The sequence below is a fragment of the Rhizobium sp. BR 314 genome (genome assembly GCF_047445805.1).
Taxonomy (GTDB): domain Bacteria; phylum Pseudomonadota; class Alphaproteobacteria; order Rhizobiales; family Rhizobiaceae; genus Rhizobium; species Rhizobium lusitanum_B.
In genome coordinates, this window is sequence record NZ_JARWLA010000002.1 from 41,262 (window position 1) to 58,431 (window position 17,170).

At 60.5% G+C, this 17,170-nt stretch carries 16 protein-coding genes; 7 read left to right on the top strand and 9 right to left on the bottom strand.

Annotated elements, in window-relative coordinates:
- Positions 1-97: 97 nt before the first annotated feature.
- Positions 98-838, bottom strand: a complete 741-nt coding sequence (locus QD461_RS02720; RefSeq protein ID WP_414086372.1) for a phosphoadenylyl-sulfate reductase — start codon at positions 836-838, stop codon at positions 98-100.
- 490 nt (positions 839-1,328) lie between these two features.
- Between QD461_RS02720 and QD461_RS02725 the strand changes: the two genes are divergently transcribed.
- A complete protein-coding gene (locus QD461_RS02725; RefSeq protein WP_414086373.1) occupies positions 1,329-1,775 on the top strand; it encodes an RrF2 family transcriptional regulator in 447 nt (148 codons plus the stop codon).
- 124 nt (positions 1,776-1,899) lie between these two features.
- Here the strand turns inward: QD461_RS02725 and QD461_RS02730 are convergent, their stop codons facing one another.
- The 5 genes from QD461_RS02730 to betI all read right to left on the bottom strand — a co-directional run bounded on the left by QD461_RS02730 (position 1,900) and on the right by betI (position 7,952).
- Positions 1,900-3,261 carry a chloride channel protein gene (locus QD461_RS02730; protein ID WP_414086374.1) on the bottom strand — a complete coding sequence of 454 codons (1,362 nt, stop codon included), beginning with the start codon at positions 3,259-3,261 and terminating at the stop codon, positions 1,900-1,902.
- 178 nt (positions 3,262-3,439) lie between these two features.
- Positions 3,440-5,092 carry a choline dehydrogenase gene (gene betA / locus QD461_RS02735; RefSeq protein WP_414086375.1) on the bottom strand — a complete coding sequence of 551 codons (1,653 nt, stop codon included), beginning with the start codon at positions 5,090-5,092 and terminating at the stop codon, positions 3,440-3,442.
- 163 nt (positions 5,093-5,255) lie between these two features.
- Complete coding sequence (betB, locus tag QD461_RS02740) at positions 5,256-6,719, bottom strand: betaine-aldehyde dehydrogenase (RefSeq protein WP_414086376.1); 1,464 nt, start codon at positions 6,717-6,719, stop codon at positions 5,256-5,258.
- Complete coding sequence (locus QD461_RS02745) at positions 6,719-7,360, bottom strand: glutathione S-transferase family protein (protein ID WP_414086377.1); 642 nt, start codon at positions 7,358-7,360, stop codon at positions 6,719-6,721. The genes betB and QD461_RS02745 overlap by 1 nt, the downstream gene beginning before the upstream one ends.
- 4 nt (positions 7,361-7,364) lie before the next feature.
- Positions 7,365-7,952: a transcriptional regulator BetI gene (gene betI, locus QD461_RS02750; protein ID WP_414086378.1), complete on the bottom strand. Its 588-nt coding sequence runs from the start codon at positions 7,950-7,952 to the stop codon at positions 7,365-7,367.
- 154 nt (positions 7,953-8,106) lie between these two features.
- Between betI and QD461_RS02755 the strand changes: the two genes are divergently transcribed.
- The 4 genes from QD461_RS02755 to QD461_RS02770 all read left to right on the top strand — a co-directional run bounded on the left by QD461_RS02755 (position 8,107) and on the right by QD461_RS02770 (position 12,218).
- Positions 8,107-8,655: an HdeD family acid-resistance protein gene (locus QD461_RS02755; RefSeq protein ID WP_414086379.1), complete on the top strand. Its 549-nt coding sequence runs from the start codon at positions 8,107-8,109 to the stop codon at positions 8,653-8,655.
- Between the two features lie 225 nt (positions 8,656-8,880).
- Complete coding sequence (locus QD461_RS02760) at positions 8,881-9,126, top strand: ribbon-helix-helix domain-containing protein (protein ID WP_414086380.1); 246 nt, start codon at positions 8,881-8,883, stop codon at positions 9,124-9,126.
- Between the two features lie 208 nt (positions 9,127-9,334).
- Entirely contained in the window at positions 9,335-11,140 is a 1,806-nt protein-coding gene (locus QD461_RS02765) for a GGDEF domain-containing protein (protein WP_414086381.1), read from the top strand.
- Between the two features lie 79 nt (positions 11,141-11,219).
- Complete coding sequence (locus QD461_RS02770) at positions 11,220-12,218, top strand: NAD(P)H-quinone oxidoreductase (RefSeq protein ID WP_414086382.1); 999 nt, start codon at positions 11,220-11,222, stop codon at positions 12,216-12,218.
- Here the strand turns inward: QD461_RS02770 and QD461_RS02775 are convergent.
- The gene (locus tag QD461_RS02775) at positions 12,199-13,623 is read right to left on the bottom strand and encodes an MFS transporter (protein WP_414086383.1); all 1,425 of its coding nucleotides are present in this window, start codon (positions 13,621-13,623) and stop codon (positions 12,199-12,201) included. The genes QD461_RS02770 and QD461_RS02775 overlap by 20 nt on opposite strands.
- A gap of 203 nt (positions 13,624-13,826) precedes the next feature.
- Here QD461_RS02775 and QD461_RS02780 point away from each other — a divergent pair, with 203 nt between their 5' ends.
- Together QD461_RS02780 and QD461_RS02785 are read left to right on the top strand one after the other, a co-directional pair.
- A complete protein-coding gene (locus QD461_RS02780) occupies positions 13,827-14,453 on the top strand; it encodes a helix-turn-helix transcriptional regulator (protein WP_414086384.1) in 627 nt (208 codons plus the stop codon).
- Positions 14,454-14,553: 100 nt separating this feature from the next.
- The gene (locus QD461_RS02785; RefSeq protein ID WP_414086385.1) at positions 14,554-15,561 is read left to right on the top strand and encodes an asparaginase; all 1,008 of its coding nucleotides are present in this window, start codon (positions 14,554-14,556) and stop codon (positions 15,559-15,561) included.
- Between the two features lie 120 nt (positions 15,562-15,681).
- On the opposite strand, the gene QD461_RS02790 is transcribed toward QD461_RS02785, so the two are convergent.
- On the bottom strand, positions 15,682-16,158 hold the full coding sequence (locus tag QD461_RS02790) for a DUF2127 domain-containing protein (RefSeq protein WP_414086386.1): 477 nt from the start codon (positions 16,156-16,158) through the stop codon (positions 15,682-15,684).
- Between the two features lie 163 nt (positions 16,159-16,321).
- Positions 16,322-17,077: a DeoR/GlpR family DNA-binding transcription regulator gene (locus QD461_RS02795; protein WP_414086387.1), complete on the bottom strand. Its 756-nt coding sequence runs from the start codon at positions 17,075-17,077 to the stop codon at positions 16,322-16,324.
- Positions 17,078-17,170: the final 93 nt, after the last annotated feature.

Below are 17,170 nucleotides of genomic sequence, written 5' to 3' on the forward strand. Positions count from 1 at the left end.
GGCCGGAAGGCTGGCCGGAAGGAATAGATTCTATGGCTCCTGGCAGACCGGCGGCGGTGAAACGCGCTTCGGATCGATGCCGGGAGCCGGCGGGGCTTTATTGTGCTGTTGCGGCAGCGCCCTCTTCGTGAACATGCAGGCCGCATTCGCGCTTCTCGTCGTTTTCCCACCACCAGCGGCCGGCTCGTTCGGGCTCGCCCGGCTTGATGGCGCGTGTGCAAGGTTCGCAGCCGATGGAAGGGTAGCCGCGTGCGTGCAACGGGTTAACGGGAACGCTGTTCACTGCGACATAGGCGCGGATGGCATCGATGTCCCAATCGGCCAGCGGGTTCACCTTGATCAGGTTACGCTCGGGATCGAACTCGGCAAACGGTGTATCGGCGCGATTGACAGACTGGCCACGACGCAGGCCGGTGATCCAGATGCTGGCGCCCGACAGTGCACGCGCAAGCGGCTTCAGCTTGCGCACGCCACAACAGGCATGCCTGGCTTCGACGCTCTCATAGAAACCGTTCAGACCGTATTTTGCGGCATAGGCGTCGATATCGGCCTGCTCCGGCTCGTAACGGACAATGTTGATATCGTACTGACTTTCCGTTTCGTCGATCAGGGCAAGCGTTTCGGGAAAAAGGCGGCCGGTCTGCAGGGTCGCAACTTCAATCGGCAGACGATGGTTACCAATCTCGGCTGTAATCACCTGATCTTCTATCCCGAGCGAGGTCGTGAACACGGCGCGGCCACCGAGGCTGGCGACGAGGGACAGACGGCCGGCAAGATCAAGCGATGCGAGCTGGCTGTCGAGTGTCGCTGCATCTTCAATTGAGGTGATAGCAGTCATGGGGGATCCTGTCCTGATGTTGCCCGGAGTATCGCAGCTAGTCCGGGCAACGGACAGAAAAATAGATTTCGAAAGGATACGGCTGGAGAGCAAATATCTCCATGAAGAAGCGCCGATAAGGAAAAGCGACCGCCTCGGCTGTTGACCAGGGCGCTTCTCCGCCGGAAGCGGCTCTTCGGGTGCACTTGCTATGGCTCGCCATATTTAAGTGCTTGCTTTAATGTCTATAGAAATAGTAGAGTTACACATAGCTTGTCAAATGGAAATCGGAAGTGATGCCCGAAATGATGCGTGGCGGCGCATTTTAAGTTAAACTAAGGGCATAGCGACGAAGAATGACAACAAGTCTGGGTTGCTAACATTTCCTGGCATTGCGCCAAGGGTGTGAGTGCTTCGAAATTGCCCCCGGGACGAGGGCTGAGGAGTTCTGGAGCGGACCGGCTGAATCCATCGGCCGAACGTATCGCATGTGTGTGTGAAGCGGTTCGAAATGATTACTCAAAAAGCGAAATATGCGTTGCGGGCGCTGTCTGCCCTGGCTCAGTCAGGGGCAGGCGAGCCGATGATGATTTCCGACATTGCGGCCCAGCAGAAGATCCCGAAGAAGTTTCTGGAGCAGATTCTTCTCGACCTGAAGCATCAGGGTATTGTGATCAGTCGGCGTGGCAAGCAGGGCGGTTATCTCCTGCGCAAGCCGGCCCAAGAGATCACCTTCGGGGAGATCCTTCGCATTATCGACGGGCCGATCGCGCCACTGCCCTGTCTGTCGCTCACCGCCTACCGTCGCTGCGATGATTGTGACGGCGAGCAGACCTGCGAAATCCGCCATGTCTTTGCCCGTGTCGCGGATGCGACCCGCAAGGTTCTCTTCTCGACCACGATCGCCGATGCCGTCGCGCAGGCTGACGGCGCCGAGGTTACGAGGCTGATGGCCTGAGAGACGTGCCGAGCAACGGCATTGGACGCTTGTCCATGCGCAGTTGCGCGAAGCCATCCGGACCCTGGAGCATTTCCGGGAAAGGTGCGCAGCGGTTTCCGTCCGGAATGCGTCGGTAGACGCTCTAGCTGGCGGCGTGTTCCCCGCCAGCCTCCTTGTCCATTGCGCGTCGAGCCCGGATTGCTGCCGCTATGAAGACGCGCGACAAGCCGTGATAAAGCGGTTCGCGAGACAGTAGCCTCGACGTGACGTAGCCGATCATCGACACCGCCATGATCGGGATGACGGCCTGATGGTCGCCGGTCATTTCCAGAATGATGACGAAGGCCGTCATCGGCGCCTGCACCACGCCGGCGAAATAGCCGGCCATGCCAAGGATCGCGGCAAGCGCCACGCTGCCGCCGATCAGTGTGCCCACCGTGCTGCCGARGCCGGCGCCGAYGGCAAGCGACGGCGCGAAAATGCCGCCGGGAATGCCTGAGATCATCGACAGAAAGCTGGCGAGAAGCTTTTCAACAAAGAACAGCGGCGGCAGGGCGTGGCCCTCGACGGCGCCGCGAGCCTGCTCGTAACCGGTGCCGAAGGTCTGGCCACCGGAGATTACGCCGACGGCCGCCACGACGAGGCCGCAGAGGCCGGCAAGGATCAGCATGCGCTTGAGCGGCTGCGGCTGCGCCCCGCGGCGGATACGGATGCCGGCATAGAGCGCCAGTCCGCTGAAAGTGGCGCCGAGCGCACCGCCGCCGACGCCGCAGATCAGCATGACGATCCAGTCCCGAAACATCGTCGGCGCGGCATCGGCCGTGCCGAAATAGTTGTAGCTGCCGGAAAGGCCGAGAGCAGCTAGACCGGACAGGATGACGGCGGTCAGGACCAGACCATTGGCGCGGGATTCATAGGTGCGGCTCATCTCCTCGATGGCAAAGACGATACCGGCAAGCGGCGTGTTGAAGGCAGCCGCGATACCGGCGGCGGAGCCGGCAAGGATCAGCCCCTTCGCCTGCGCCATGCCGCCGAAGCGGGCAACGGCCAGCATGAAGGACGCGCCGACCTGTACCGTCGGCCCTTCGCGGCCGATCGAGGCGCCGCTCAAGAGCCCCAATATGGTCAGCACGATCTTGCCGAAAGCGAGCCGCAGTGACAGCAGTTTCGTGCGATCTTCGTCATGGTGCAGATGCCGCGCGGCGATCGCCTGCGGAATGCCGCTCCCTTGAGAGTTCGGAAACAGCGTCGCCGCGAGATAGGCCGAGAGCACGAAACCGAGGGGCGTCAGCGCCAATGGCAGCAGCCACATCCACTCGCCCGATTGGGTTACGCCTGCAAAGGTTCGCTGTGCGAGATCCGCAAGCTTGGCAAAGCCGACGCTGATCACGCCGATTGCCAAAGCGCCCGTCCAGAACACCAGACGCGGTCGCCAGAGATTGAAAGATCCCCAGATGACGCGGGAACGGCGAAGCAGCTTGGACTTGCGGTAGATCGGGGGCATGGGACGTGTGACCGGCGGATTGATGGACGGGTCTTTGCGGACTCTGTTCGGGCAATCTGCTTAAAAACGACGTCTTAAGATAGTCACACTGTCTTACAGAGCTTCACTTTGCTGGCCGTCTCTCTGCGCCGACTGTGCTGCTACGTCAACCGGCTGCAGGTGATGAGCTGTACCGATCTCACCGATCGCTCGTTTCCCAGCGCGGATTGACCCAGGGCTCCTGGTTCGAGCGCGCCAGTCTCGGCTTGCCGAGAATATGGTCGGCCGCCTTTTCGCCGGTCATGATCGAGGGGCCGTTCAGGTTGCCGTAGGTGACATGCGGGAAGATCGAGCTGTCGGCAACGCGCAGGCCGTCGACGCCGATGACGCAGGTGTCGGGATCGACCACCGCCTTCGGATCGTCTTTCGAGCCCATCCTGCAGGTGCCGCAGGGATGATAGGCGCTTTCCAGATGTTCGCGCAGGAACGCATCGATCTGGTCGTCTGTCTGGACGTTTGCTCCCGGCTGGATCTCAGCGCCACGATAATCGTCGAAAGCCTTTTGCCCGAAGATTTCGCGGGTGAGGCGTACGCAGTGGCGGAACTTCTCCCAGTCCTCCGGATGGCTCATATAGTTGAAGCGGATTACTGGATCGGCCTTCGGATCGGAGGAACGCAGCGTGACGTTGCCGCGCGATTTCGACAGGTTATAGCCGACATGCACCTGGAAGCCGTGGCTCTTGGCCGCCGCCTTGCCGTCATAGCTGATGGCAACAGGCAGGAAGTGATACTGGATATCGGGCTGCTTGACGCCCGGCGCCGAGCGCAGGAAGGCGCAGGCTTCGAACTGATTTGAGGTACCAAGCCCCTTCTTGAAGAACAACCATTGCGCGCCGGCGATACCCTGCATGTACCAGGGCAGCCAGGAATAGAGCGATACCGGCTTCAGGCTCGTCTGCTGGAAATAGAATTCCATATGGTCCTGCAGGTTAGCGCCGACGCCCGGCCTGTCGACCTTTACCTCAATCCCCATGTCGCGCAGATGCTGACCCGGTCCGATGCCTGACAGCATCAGCAGTTTCGGCGAGTTGAACGAGGAGGCGGAGACGATCACCTCGCGGTTCGCCCTGATCACCTCGATCTTGCCGTCGCGCTCTACTTCGACGCCGGTTGCACGGCCGTTTTCGATGACGATCTTGCGGGCAAAGCAGCGGATGAGCTGCACGTTCGGCCGCTTGAGCGCGGGCTTGAGATAGGCTGTCGCCGCGGACCAGCGCCGGCCCATCCAGGTCGTCTGCTCCATCAGGCCGAAGCCTTCCTGCTTGCTGCCGTTATAATCCTCCGTCGCCTCGAAGCCCGCCTGTTTGCCTGCCTCGATGAAGGCGCGGAAGAGCGGGTTGCGAGCATCGCCCCTGCGCACATGCAGCGGGCCCTTGGTGCCGCGCCACCCCTCTTCGCCGCCATGCGAGTGCTCCATCCGCTTGAAGTAGGGCAGTACATCGGCGTAAGCCCAGCCCTGGGCGCCGAGCTCTTCCCAGCGATTGAAGTCTTCTGCATGGCCACGCACATAAACCATGCCGTTGATCGAGGAAGACCCACCGATCACCTTGCCGCGTGGCGCGGTGATGCGGCGATTGTTGAGCTGCGGCTCCGGCTCGGAGAGATAGCCCCAATTGTAGCGGTCCATACTCATCGGCCAGGCAAGTGCCGCCGGCATCTGGATAAACGGGCCGAAATCGCTGCCGCCGAACTCCAGAACGATAACCGAATGCTTGCCGTCCTCCGACAGGCGCGCAGCCATGGCGGAGCCGGCCGAACCCGAGCCGACGATGACGAAATCTGCTTGCTGCATATTTATCTCCCTGTGGCCGCCCCGATCCTTCGAGGCCCGCCTTTGGCGAGCACCTCAGGATGAGGCGGATCATCGTCCGTGCTTGCTGTTGGCAGCTCTCGACCTCACCCTGAGGTGCCGCCATAGGCGGCCTCGAAGGGCGAGGTTGAGCCCCGAGGTTGCATCAATAAGGTGCTTGCACCGGCCCCATGCCGACATAGACGGTCTTCAGTTCCGAATAGTGCTCCAGTGCGGCCAGCGAGTTCTCGCGGCCGAAGCCGGATTGCTTGGAACCGCCGAAGGGGATTTCGACCGGGCAGAGATTGTAGGTATTGATCCAGAGCGTGCCGGCTTCGAGCTGATCAACCACGCGATGGGCGCGGGTGAGATCGGCGGTGAAGACGCCTCCGGAAAGGCCGAATTCGGTCGCATTGGCGCGGGCGATGACGTCGGCCTCGTCATCGAAATCGAGAACGCACATGACCGGCCCGAAGATCTCTTCGCGGGCGATCGTCATGTCGTCGGTGACATCCGCAAACACGGTCGGCTGGATGTAATAGCCCTCGCCGGAGACATTGTTCGGAATGCCGCCACCGGCGACCAGCGTCGCGCCCTCGGCCTTGCCCTTTTCGATATAGGCGAGCACCTTTTCGCGCTGCGCCCAGGACACCATCGGGCCGATCTGGGTTGCCTCGTCCATCGGGTCGCCGATGAGCATAGCGTCGGTGCGGGCTTTCAGGCGCTTCAGGAATTCGGACTTGATCTTACGGTTGACGAAAACGCGCGTGCCGTTCGAGCAGACCTGGCCCGTCGAATAGAAATTGCCGAGCATGGCACCACCTATGGCGCTGTCGATATCGGCATCATCGAACACGATCAGCGGCGACTTGCCGCCGAGTTCCATGGTGACGTGCTTGAGGTTGCCGGCGGCCGAAGCCGCGACCCTGCGGCCCGTCGGCACCGAGCCGGTGAGAGAAACCTTGGCAACGTCAGGATGGTTGATGAGCAGCGGCCCGGTTTCGCGGTCGCCCTGGATGACGTTGTAAAGTCCCTTCGGCAGGCCGGCTTCGATAAGGATCTCGGCGATTTTCAGCGCGCCGAGCGGCGTGTTTTCCGAAGGCTTGAACACCATGGCGTTGCCGGCGACGAGGGCAGGCGCGCCCTTCCAGCAGGCAATCTGCTGCGGATAGTTCCATGCGCCAATGCCGACGCAGACTCCGAGCGGCACGCGCTTTGTATAGGCGAAATCGCCGCCGAGCGGGATATAGGAGCCGTTGAGGCCGGCTGCCGCGACGCCGCCGAAGAATTCGAAGCTGTCGGCGCCGGAGGTCGGGTCGGCGACGATGGTTTCCTGGATTGGCTTGCCGGTATCCAGCGTCTCCAGTTCGGAAAGCTCGCGGTTACGCTCGCGCATGATGTCGGCGGCCCGCTTCAGGATGCGGCCGCGCGCCGTCGGGCTCATGGCTGCCCATTCCGGCTGTGCCCGCTTGGCGCTAGCGATTGCCTTTTCGACGATGGCAGGCGTCGCCGCATGCAGGCGGGCAATCACTTCGCCGGTCGCCGGATAGATGCTTTCGATAAGTGTGCCGTCGGTGTCCTCGACATATTCTCCGTCGATGAAATGCGAGGCTTTCGGTTGTGCGCGCATTATAGAACCCTCAACTCTTCGTAGGACACCATGACATGCTCTTGGAAAGCAGGTCGCTCGGTCAGGTTTTGGTAGTAGCGCTCAAGCTGTGGATGGGCAGAGCGCTGGATGTCGATGTCGAAATAGCGATAGAGAATATGCCCGAACTGTATGTCTGCGAGTGTCATGCTATCGCCAGCGAGGAAGCGATGCCGTCCGAGCTGCGACTCGGCGATGTCAAGCTTCGCCCCAAGCGCGGTAACGGCCGCGTTGATCGCCTTTTCGTCCCTGAGCGCGGGGGCTGTGCGCACCGCGCGCCAGAACACTGGGCCGGTAAAGTTCATGGCAATGTTGATCTTGGCCCATTCGGCCCATTTGTCGATCTGGGCGCCATGGCGCACGTCCTTGGACCAGAACGTATCGTCGCCATATTGTGTGGCGAGATAGCGCAGGATTGCGCCTGTTTCCCAGAGCGGCTCATCGTCGCCGTCGCGCAGTATCGGAACGGTGCCGTTCGGGTTCATCGCGAGGAATTCGGGCGTGTCGGTGATACCATACTTGAAGCCCGCATCGATGCGCTCATAGGCAAGGCCGAGCTCGCCGATGCACCACATGAGCGCCTGCACGTTGGATGACGATTTGCGGCCCCAGACGGTCAGCATCGCGTCAGCCTTTCAACGCATTGAGGTTGGTCGTCAGATAGTCTTCCGTCAGGGCGATGGACGCTTCAGTGCTGATCGGCGCGGAGCGCAGGCTCTGGCGGATATACAGGCCGTCGATCATGGCGGCAGCACCTTCGGCGATCCGCGCGGCATCGCCTGCCGGGCACAGTGCCTTGAGATTGGCGACCAGATTGGAGTGCAGCCGGCGCGCATAGATGACGAGAAAGCGCCGCGTCTCTTCGGAGCGCTGCGCCTCAGCGTAAAAGGCGAGCCAGGCAGCGATCGTCTCCGGCGCAAACTGATCGGCCTGAAAGCTGACGCGGATGACGGCCGAAAGCTTGTCGCGCGGTGATTTCGCCTCTTGGAGCGCAGTCACCACGCTGTCGCGCAGCCGCTGTAGATGGACGCGGACGGTCTCGATCAGCAGTTGTTCCTTGCTGCCGAAATAGTGATGCGCAAGGGCAGGAGAAACACCGGCCTGCTTAGCGATTTCGGACATGGTGACGGTCAGCGAGCCATGATCGCCGATCACGCGCATCGCAGCATCCACCAGCGCCTTGCGGCGCACTGGTTCCATTCCGACTTTCGGCATGCGTCAATCTCCAGAGCTGAGCGTGACTTTATTTTTGATTGACTGATCAATCAATAAAAAAATCCGTTACGCTGGCGGGTTTCGCCGAAAAATGCACCGGCTCTTTCCGAGTTGTATTTCTGTGTCATACTTCCACCCAGGAGGAGGTGCGATCATGGTCGATGTTCTTGATGGAGTTCCCTCATCTGCAATGCGCGGCAAATGGGGCTGGTTTGTTGGCCTCGGCATATTGTTGCTGGTCTGCGGCGGCATTGCGCTCGGCAATCTGTTCATCGCCACCGTGGCGTCGGTCTACTATGTCGGCGTGCTGATGCTGATCGGCGGCGTCGTGCATCTGGTACAGGCCTTTCAGGTGAGGGGGTGGGAGCATATCCTCTTCTGGGTGCTGAGCGGCCTGCTCTATACGCTTGCCGGCATTCTGGCCTTTACCAACCCGCTCCTCGCCTCCGCGGCGTTGACCCTGTTCCTTGCTGTCGCTTTGATCATCGCCGGCACGTTTCGCGTCTGGGTCGGACGCAAGGTGAAGCCGGAGCGCGGCTGGATCTGGATCGTCATCGGTGGCGTCGCGACCGCCACTGCCGGCATCGCCATCATGCTCGGCTGGCCGGTCAACAGCCTATGGATTCTCGGACTCTTCCTGGCGTTCGATCTGATTTTCCAGGGATGGACGCTCGTCGCTTTCGGGCTCGTCCTTCGGCGGTAAGGGCGTTCCCAAAAGGGATAACGAACTGCTACTTTTTGACAAGGAGCGTGAGCGGCGCTACTCTTTACGCGGCTGCGTCTAGGGCGGAGCGGCATCGAATTGATGTAGCGACGGTGCCATCATCTGGAGCGGGCAAGTCTGAGGGACTTGTCGGGAGGTACCGTTGAAGGTCGCGGAATAGGTCTCCAGCGAATTTCCGCTTGATAACGTCAAGGGAGGAATATCATGCCGATGGTAACGGTTTCCATCTCTCCGCTTCAGGCTGCCGGCATTCGTGCTGCGGTCGACACCGGCACCTATGCCTCAAGCAGTGAAGTCGTGCGCGAAGCGCTTCGCATGTGGGATGCTGCGCGCAAGCGAAGCGATGTCTGCGATGTGCCGATCGCCGCCAATGATGAGACGAACAGGGGCGGGCGCTGTGTTGCCGACATGTTCGCGGATTATGAGGCGGAAACGCACACGCATAACTGAGTTGTAACTCTTGTCCGAGCGTCAAGATGTATGCCGGTGAGCCCGAATTTACGGCCGGATGAATGGTTAATATTGCTTTACCATTCACGAAACTTTCACATACGGGAAAGGTTTCGTTGACGCTTTATAGCGCATCTTAGGTTGAAAACGCGGTAGATCCAAAGTTTTACTCAAATAATTTGATCAAAAAATCCGTATGGAGATGGGCATGTCCCTGACTGCCGCAGTCGAGCCCGGAGTTTTGCGCCGGTATGCCAGCGACCAGATCGTAACTCTCGCTAAGCTCGTGATCGAAAACGCATTTCAGCCAATCGTGGAAGCCGGTACCGGCGCTGTATTTGGCTATGAATCGCTGATGCGCGGCCAGGAACGCATCGGTTTCGACAGTCCGATCGACATACTCGACGAAGCCGAGCGCACCGGCCAGCTTCTCGGTTTGGAACAGATGGTGACGAGCCGGGCGCTGGCAAAATTTGCCACACTTCCCAATGTCGGTGCCGCAACCCTGTTCCTCAATCTGGATGTCCGCCTGATCTCGCAGGGCATCGCACTGGTCGACAGTTTGCTGCAGCACATGAAGAAGGCCGGAGTTGCGCCTTCGTCCGTCTGCTTCGAGCTCTCCGAGCGCTTCGACAATACTATGGTGCCGGGGTTTTCAGCGCTGGTGTCCAAGCTGCGCAATGCGGGTTTCAAGCTGGCGATCGACGATTTCGGCGTCGGCCATGGTGAAATGAAGCTACTGTCTGATTATCCGGTCGACTATCTCAAGATCGACCGGCATTTCATCGTCGATATCGACCGCAGCGCCCGCAAGCGGCATATTCTGAGAAATCTCGTCAATATCGCCCACGTCCTCGGAACGCGCGTCATCGCCGAAGGCATCGAGACCGAAGCGGAATTCCTGACCTGCCGGGAATTCGGTGTTGATCTGGTCCAGGGCTGGTTCATTGCTCGCCCGACGGTGCTGGTCAACGAGCTGAAACAGAGCTTTCCGCATCTGCAGGATCTCGGCAAGACGGCGCGCAACAGCCAATCGCTGGACGAAATCCTCATCCGCAAGCAGATCGAGGTGCTGCCGACCATCCGCGAAAGCGACAGTATCGATAGCGTCTTCGAGCTCTTTCGCCGTAATCCGCGCCGCGCCTATTTCCCCGTCGTGAATGCCAATGACGAGCCGCGCGGCATCATCCACGAGTACCAGTTGAAGGAATATATCTATCAGCCCTTTGGCCGCGACCTTCTGAAGAACAAGGTCTATGAGCGCTCAATCTCGCATTTCGTCGAGATGGCGCCGATCGTCGGCCTCGATTCCGACGCCGATACGCTGATGGCAATCTTCGCTAATATGGAAAGTAGCGATTGCCTGATCGTCACCGAAGGCACGCATTATGCCGGCATCGTCTCGGCCGCGTCGCTGATCAAGGTCATCAACGAGAAGCAACTGAAGATCGCCCAGGATCAGAACCCGCTAACCGGCCTGCCGGGCAACAGGGCGATCCACGATTTCATGCAGAGCATTGGCCGCGACGGAGATGAGGTCAGGCACTTCTGCTATTGCGATTTCGACAATTTCAAGCCGTTCAACGATGCCTATGGCTTCCATCTCGGCGATCATGCCATTTCCTTGTTTGCGGCGCTCATGCGCCGCTATTTCTTTGCCGAGCGCAATTTCCTCGGCCATGTCGGCGGCGACGATTTCTTCATCGGCGTCAGCGGCTGGAGCATGGCAGAGCTTCGCGAAGTTCTGGACCGGCTGCTTGCCGATTTTCATGCGGATGTGCTCAATCTCTATTCGGCCGAAGACCGCGCGGCCGGTCGTATCCACGGCCACGACCGCAGCGGCGCCGAAGCCGAGTTCCCGCTCATGCGCTGCTCGATCGGTATGCTGCAATTACCCGAGGGACTGGTGATCGACAATATCAACCGCGTCAGTACCTCAATCGCCGGCATCAAGGCCAAGGCGAAGGAGAGCAGCGTCGGCGTCGCCTTCCTCGCTCTCGCCGAGACGAATTGACGCCCTCGTACGGTCCCTCCTTTTCAAGCGTCGCCGGCTCAACTATCTCCAGTGCTCCATCGGGATAGGAGATTGTGCGATGCCCTTGCCGTCTGAAATGCGTTTCGTGGATTTGCCGACCTTCGGCGGTCCTGAGGTTATGACCATAGGCCGCAAACCTCTGCCCACTCTGAACCCGGGCGAAATCCTCGTTCGCGTCGAGGCAGCCGGCGTGAACAGGCCGGATGTGGCGCAGCGGCAAGGCACCTATCCGCCGCCGAAGGATGCAAGCCCCATACTGGGGCTGGAAGTCGCCGGAGAAGTCGTCGATGTCGCGCCCGGCGTCACCGAGTTTGCGATCGGCAACAAGGTGTGCGGCCTCGCAAACGGCGGCGGCTATGCCGAATATTGCGCGCTGCCCGCCGGTCAGGCGCTGCGTTTCCCCAATGGCTATGACGCGGTGCGCGCGGCAGCACTTCCCGAAACCTTCTTCACCGTGTGGGCCAATCTCTTCCAGATGGCCGGCCTCACCGAAGGCGAAAGCGTGCTGATCCACGGCGGTTCCAGCGGCATCGGCACGACGGCGATCCAGCTTGCGCGTGCTTTTGGCGCAACGGTCTATGCGACGGCAGGCTCGAAGGAAAAATGCGAGGCCTGCGAGACGCTCGGTGCGAAGCGGGCGATCAACTACAAGCAAGAGGATTTTGCTGAGGTCATCAAGGCCGAGACGGGCCTAGGCGTCGACATCATTCTCGATATGATCGGCGCCGCCTATCTGGAGAAGAACCTCGCGTCGCTCGCCCGCGACGGATGCCTCTCGATCATCGCTTTCCTTGGTGGTGCAGTTGCGGACAAGATCAATCTGGCACCGATCATGGTAAAGCGCTTGACGGTCACCGGCTCCACCATGCGCCCGCGCACGGCGGAGGAGAAGCGCGCAATTCGCGACGACCTGCTTTCTCAGGTCTGGCCGCTGCTGGACGAGGGCACGGTCGCCCCCGTCATTTACAAGGAATTCTCCTTCGACGATGTGATCACGGCGCACCGCTTGCTGGAAACCAGCGATCACATCGGCAAGATCATGCTGAAGCTGGCTTGATCGTAAAGGAAAGGACGATCGCGACCAGACCGGGGACGGCCATCAACGCATAGAGCCAATGTGCAGCGGATAGGCCGCCGGCGATGCCGCCCGGATGGGTCAGTCCTGCGCTATTGACGATGACGCCGGTCAGCGCCGCGCCGAAGGCGCCCCCAAGCGACTGCGTCATCGAGATCGCCGCTGAGGCCTTGTCCTGCTCGGCCTTCCTGGCAGTGCAGATGATCCTGGTGACGAGATGTGCCCAACCGAGACCGACGCCAAAGCCCATCAGGAACATGGCGATCACGGCCGGCGCAAATGTCGCGACTTCCGAGAAGGGCGTCGCGGTTGCGAGGAAGGGGATCAACGATGCCGTGGCAGCCGTTTCGAGAATGCAGCCGGCTATGATGGCGATGGCCGCCGGCCTGCCAGTGAATGAGTTGCTGAAGAAGGCGGCGATGGTCCAGCCGAGCGCTACCAGCGCCACGAGGTAGCCGGAAACCAGCGGCGTTACGCCATGGAGAGTCTGCAGGAAGTAGGGGATATAGATGTCGCTCGTCAGCACAAGCATCATCGTGAATATCGTCAGGTAGAGCCGCGCGATCGGATTGCTGAGCATGACGGCGCCATAGGGAAGAAGGCGTATCTCGCTCTTGCGTTCGATCAGGACCATCGTCGCGACGAGCGCGATCGAAACCGCAATCAGTGTGGCCTTGTAGGATCCGTGTTCGATCGTCCCGGCAATGCTGACGAACAGGACTGCGGCAAGCAGAAGTATGATTTGAATGAGCGGCGTTCTGGTGTCGATGCGGTCGTCCGCGACATCGGGCAGCAGCCGGCGGGCCGAAAGCGCCATAAGAACGGCCAATGGCACCAGAACGATGAAGGCTTCCCGCCAAGCGCCTCCGGCTGCGAAAAGGCCTCCGAGTGTCGGTCCGAGCACGGTCGCCACGCCCCAGATGGCGGCATACAGCGTCGACGCCCTGCGCCACAGCGGTTCCGGATAGATGAAGCGAATGAAGGCATAGGCAAGGCCCGACAGCATGCCCGAGCCATAGCCCTGAACGGCGCGGCCGACGAGCAGTACCGGCATGGTCGGTGCGATGGCGCAGAGCAGGCTGCCGACACCGAAGGTGAGAGCTGCCGCAATATAGACGGCGCGCAGGCCGATGCCCTTCGGCCGGGTCGCGACCGTGATCGAGCCGAGCACGCCTGCCGCGACGAAAAGCGTCGTCATCCAGGAGAACAGTTCAAGGCCGCCGATGTCGCGGACGATAGAAGGGGCGATGGTGGCCGTGATGTAGGATTCGACGGCATAGAGTGTGACGCCACCGCCAAGCATCAACGTTGCGGGCAGAAGCCTTGGCGAGAACAGGGTGAAGATGGTGGCCGACTTGAGGGGAGTAGAGTGTTCGATGCTGGACATCGGATGAGCCTCGGTATTTCCTGAATGCAATCCCGGCAAACATGCTCAGCGATGCTGGGTCCGGAACTGCGTGAAGCAAAGAGACGGAGCATTTCCGTGACGCCGTGTAAAAAACGGAAAAGCTCTGGCGGTTGGTTATTTTCCAAGTTATGCTTTGGAAAATTACACAGCAACCGAATTAAAACAAGAGACAACTTGGAAAAATGCGCCAATCACCTGCCAACAGAATTCTGATCCTGTTGAAAACCGATGGACCGCAACTCGTTGCAGCTGTCGGCGATGCGCTGGGCATATCGTCCGAGGCGGCGCGCCAGCAGCTGACGAAGATGGCGGAGGAGGGGCTGGTCGAGCCCGTGGCGGAGGCGGCAGCGGGTAGAGGGCGGCCGCGGCAGCTCTGGCACCTGACGGCCGCCGGCAATCGGCAGTTTCCCGATGGGCACGCGGATCTCACAGCGACCCTGCTTGCGACCATGGTCAGCCAGTTGGGGCAGGGTGCCGTCGATGCCGTCATCTCGGCCCGTGAAACCGAGACGCTGCGGCGCTATCGCAGCGAAATCGACCTCGCCGCCGACTTGGCGTCACGCGTCGCAAGCCTTGCCGCCATCCGCACCCAGGAGGGCTATATGGCCGATCACTGGCAACGCGAAGATGGCTCGCTCATGCTGGTGGAGAATCATTGCCCGATATGTGCCGCTGCCTGCGCCTGCGCCGGCTTCTGCCGGTCCGAGCTTGAAACCTTCCGCATCGTGCTCGATGCGCACGTCGAGCGGGAGGAGCATATTCTGCTCGGCGCGCGGCGATGCGCATACCGGATCAGCCCGACCGCCTGAGCGATCCGCTTTTTCATGCGGATGGACAGATCCTAGATTGGCAATCCGGGGCGCAGCGGCTATCAGTGGCCATCCCGCAAATCAAAGGCTGCATCCCATCATGTCGAATCCCGTCTGCGTCGAAGTCACCCGTGGCAATCTGATCGAGAGCCGCCATCGCGGTTCCATCGTTGCGGTCGATGGCGACGGCAAGGTGGTCTTCTCGGTCGGCGATATCGACAGGGGCGTGTTTCCGCGCTCCGCCTGCAAGGCGATGCAGGCCCTGCCATTGGTCGAAAGCGGCGCCGCAGACGCCTATGGCTTCGGCAACAAGGAACTGGCGCTCGCCTGCTCCTCCCATAATGGCGAGGACGAGCATGTTGCGCTTGCCGCTTCCATGCTGGCGCGCGCCGGCCGCGATGTCGGCACGCTGGAATGTGGCGCGCATTGGTCTTCCGATCAAAAGACTCTCATCCACCAGGCGCGCACGCTCGACAAGCCGACTGCGCTGCATAACAATTGCTCTGGCAAGCATGCCGGCTTCGTCTGCGCCTGCTGCCATCAGGATATCGACCCCAAGGGCTATGTCGGCTACGAGCACCCGCTGCAGCAACAGATCCGCGACACCATGCAGAGCCTGACCGGCGCCGCTCTCGGCCATGACAATTGCGGCACGGATGGCTGCTCGATCCCAACTTATGCAGTGCCGCTCAAGGGGCTGGCGCATGGCTTTGCCAAGATGGCAACCGGCGTCGGCCTTGAGCCGCTGCGCGCCAAGGCGTCGCGCCGGCTGTTCGAGTCTTGCATGGCCGAACCCTTCTACGTCGCGGGCACCGACCGCGCCTGCACCAAGCTGATGCAGGTCGCTCCAGGCCGCATCTTCGCCAAGACCGGCGCCGAAGGCGTGTTCTGCGCCTCGATTCCGGAGCAGGGTATCGCCATCGCTCTGAAATGCGACGATGGCACCGGCCGTGCTACGGAAGTCATGGTTGCCGCAACGCTTGCACGCTTCTTCGAGAAGGACGGTGCCGTTCATGCCGGCCTGATGGCGAACGCCAACAAGTCCTTCAAGAACTGGAACGGCATCCACGTCGGCGATATCAGGCCGGCTTCGGCCCTGACGGCGTAACTCTACTCATTGCTACGGCCTCTGACCTACAGCATCGGCCCGAAAACCTGAACGATTTTCGGGCCGATGCGTAGATTCAAAGAGATAGAGCGCCATGCTTCCGAAAGGAAGCACGGCGCTCTATCGTGCCGGCACATGTTGCCGGACGATTTTGTATTCGTGCCAAATGAGAACCATGACGAACAGGTCGAACACGGTGAGGACTATGAGCCCGATGCCGTGCGTGTCCGTAAAGCGGTACAACTGATAGGCGATGAAAAAACCGAGCGCCACCAGCGATGCCGGATAGGCCCACATCTTGCCCCTCAGCAGGCCGATGACCAGCAGCACCTTCACTACACCATGGCTCAAGAGATACCAGGCATAGAAATTCTTGGTGCCGACGGAGAAGTCTTGCGCCCAGGCATGCAGGTGGCTCGCCACGAAGTCCTTGGGGTCGTTGAGCCGTTCGGGCTGCATGATCCAGTTCACCAGGCGCAGGATGGAATCGGTGCTGGCGAGCGCCAGGATCAGGCCGCCAATGCACTCGATCAGAGCGTGGGCGCCTTTCAGCAGGATGCTGATTTCGAAGATCTGGTGAATGCGGCGTTCGTTCATGTGCGACCGTAACCTGCAAGGTTTGAGCTGGACCTGATCGGTAATCGCTGCTGGGCAGGCCATCTCAGCCTGAGGTAGGATCAATCTTCGACCGGATCATGTTCGTTGCCATCTAAATCCCAATGCCGCCGCTTGTTCCAGTCCTTCGACGACAATGCCGGCTTCAGGCAGGCAGAATCGGCACCTCGGCGTTGCGATAGGGTGTCAGACTCTCCTCGGAAATATCTGGCGGCACGATCAGGCCGGAGACCGCCGTCACCGGCAGAATCTGGCACGGCGACGCCGCGTCGAGCTTGTCTGCTGTCGCCAAGACATAGGTTTCCGCCGCGTATTGAGCGATATGCCGCTTGATGGCGGCTTCCTCGAAATCGCCGGTGGAGACGCCTCGCACCGGATGAACGGCGGTAACGCCAAGAAAGAAAATGTCGGGTCGTATCGAGGCGATCGCCGCCATGGCCGCAGCGCCTGTTGTCACCATCGAGTGCTTGTAGAGTTTGCCGCCGATCAGAATCACGTCGATAGCCGAATGATGCTCCAGCTCGCTGGCGATGGTCGGGCTGTGGGTGACGATGGTGACGGCCAGATCCTTGGGCAAGTGGCGGACGATCTCGGCATTGGTGGTGCCGCCGTCAAGAAACACAGTCTGGCCCGGTTCGATCATGCGCGCGGCAAACGCGCCAAGTCGCCGCTTCTCCTCCGACGACACCGCCTGACGCGCCGAGAAATCCGGCAGGTCGGGGGAAAGCGGCAATGCGCCGCCATGCACGCGTTTCAAGAGCTTTTCCGTCGCCATCTCCCGCAGATCCCTGCGGATCGTGTCTTCCGACAGGCTGAGATCGTCGGCCAGTGCCTTGGCGACCACCTGGCCGTCACGGCGCAATCTGTCGAGGATGAGGGCTTTGCGTTGGCTGGTGAGCATGTCGATCTCTGCACGTTATTTCACGAAACATCGCGATTCTATCAAAATATATTCGACATTCAAGAGAATATGCGCATATTCGTGCAAATTCCT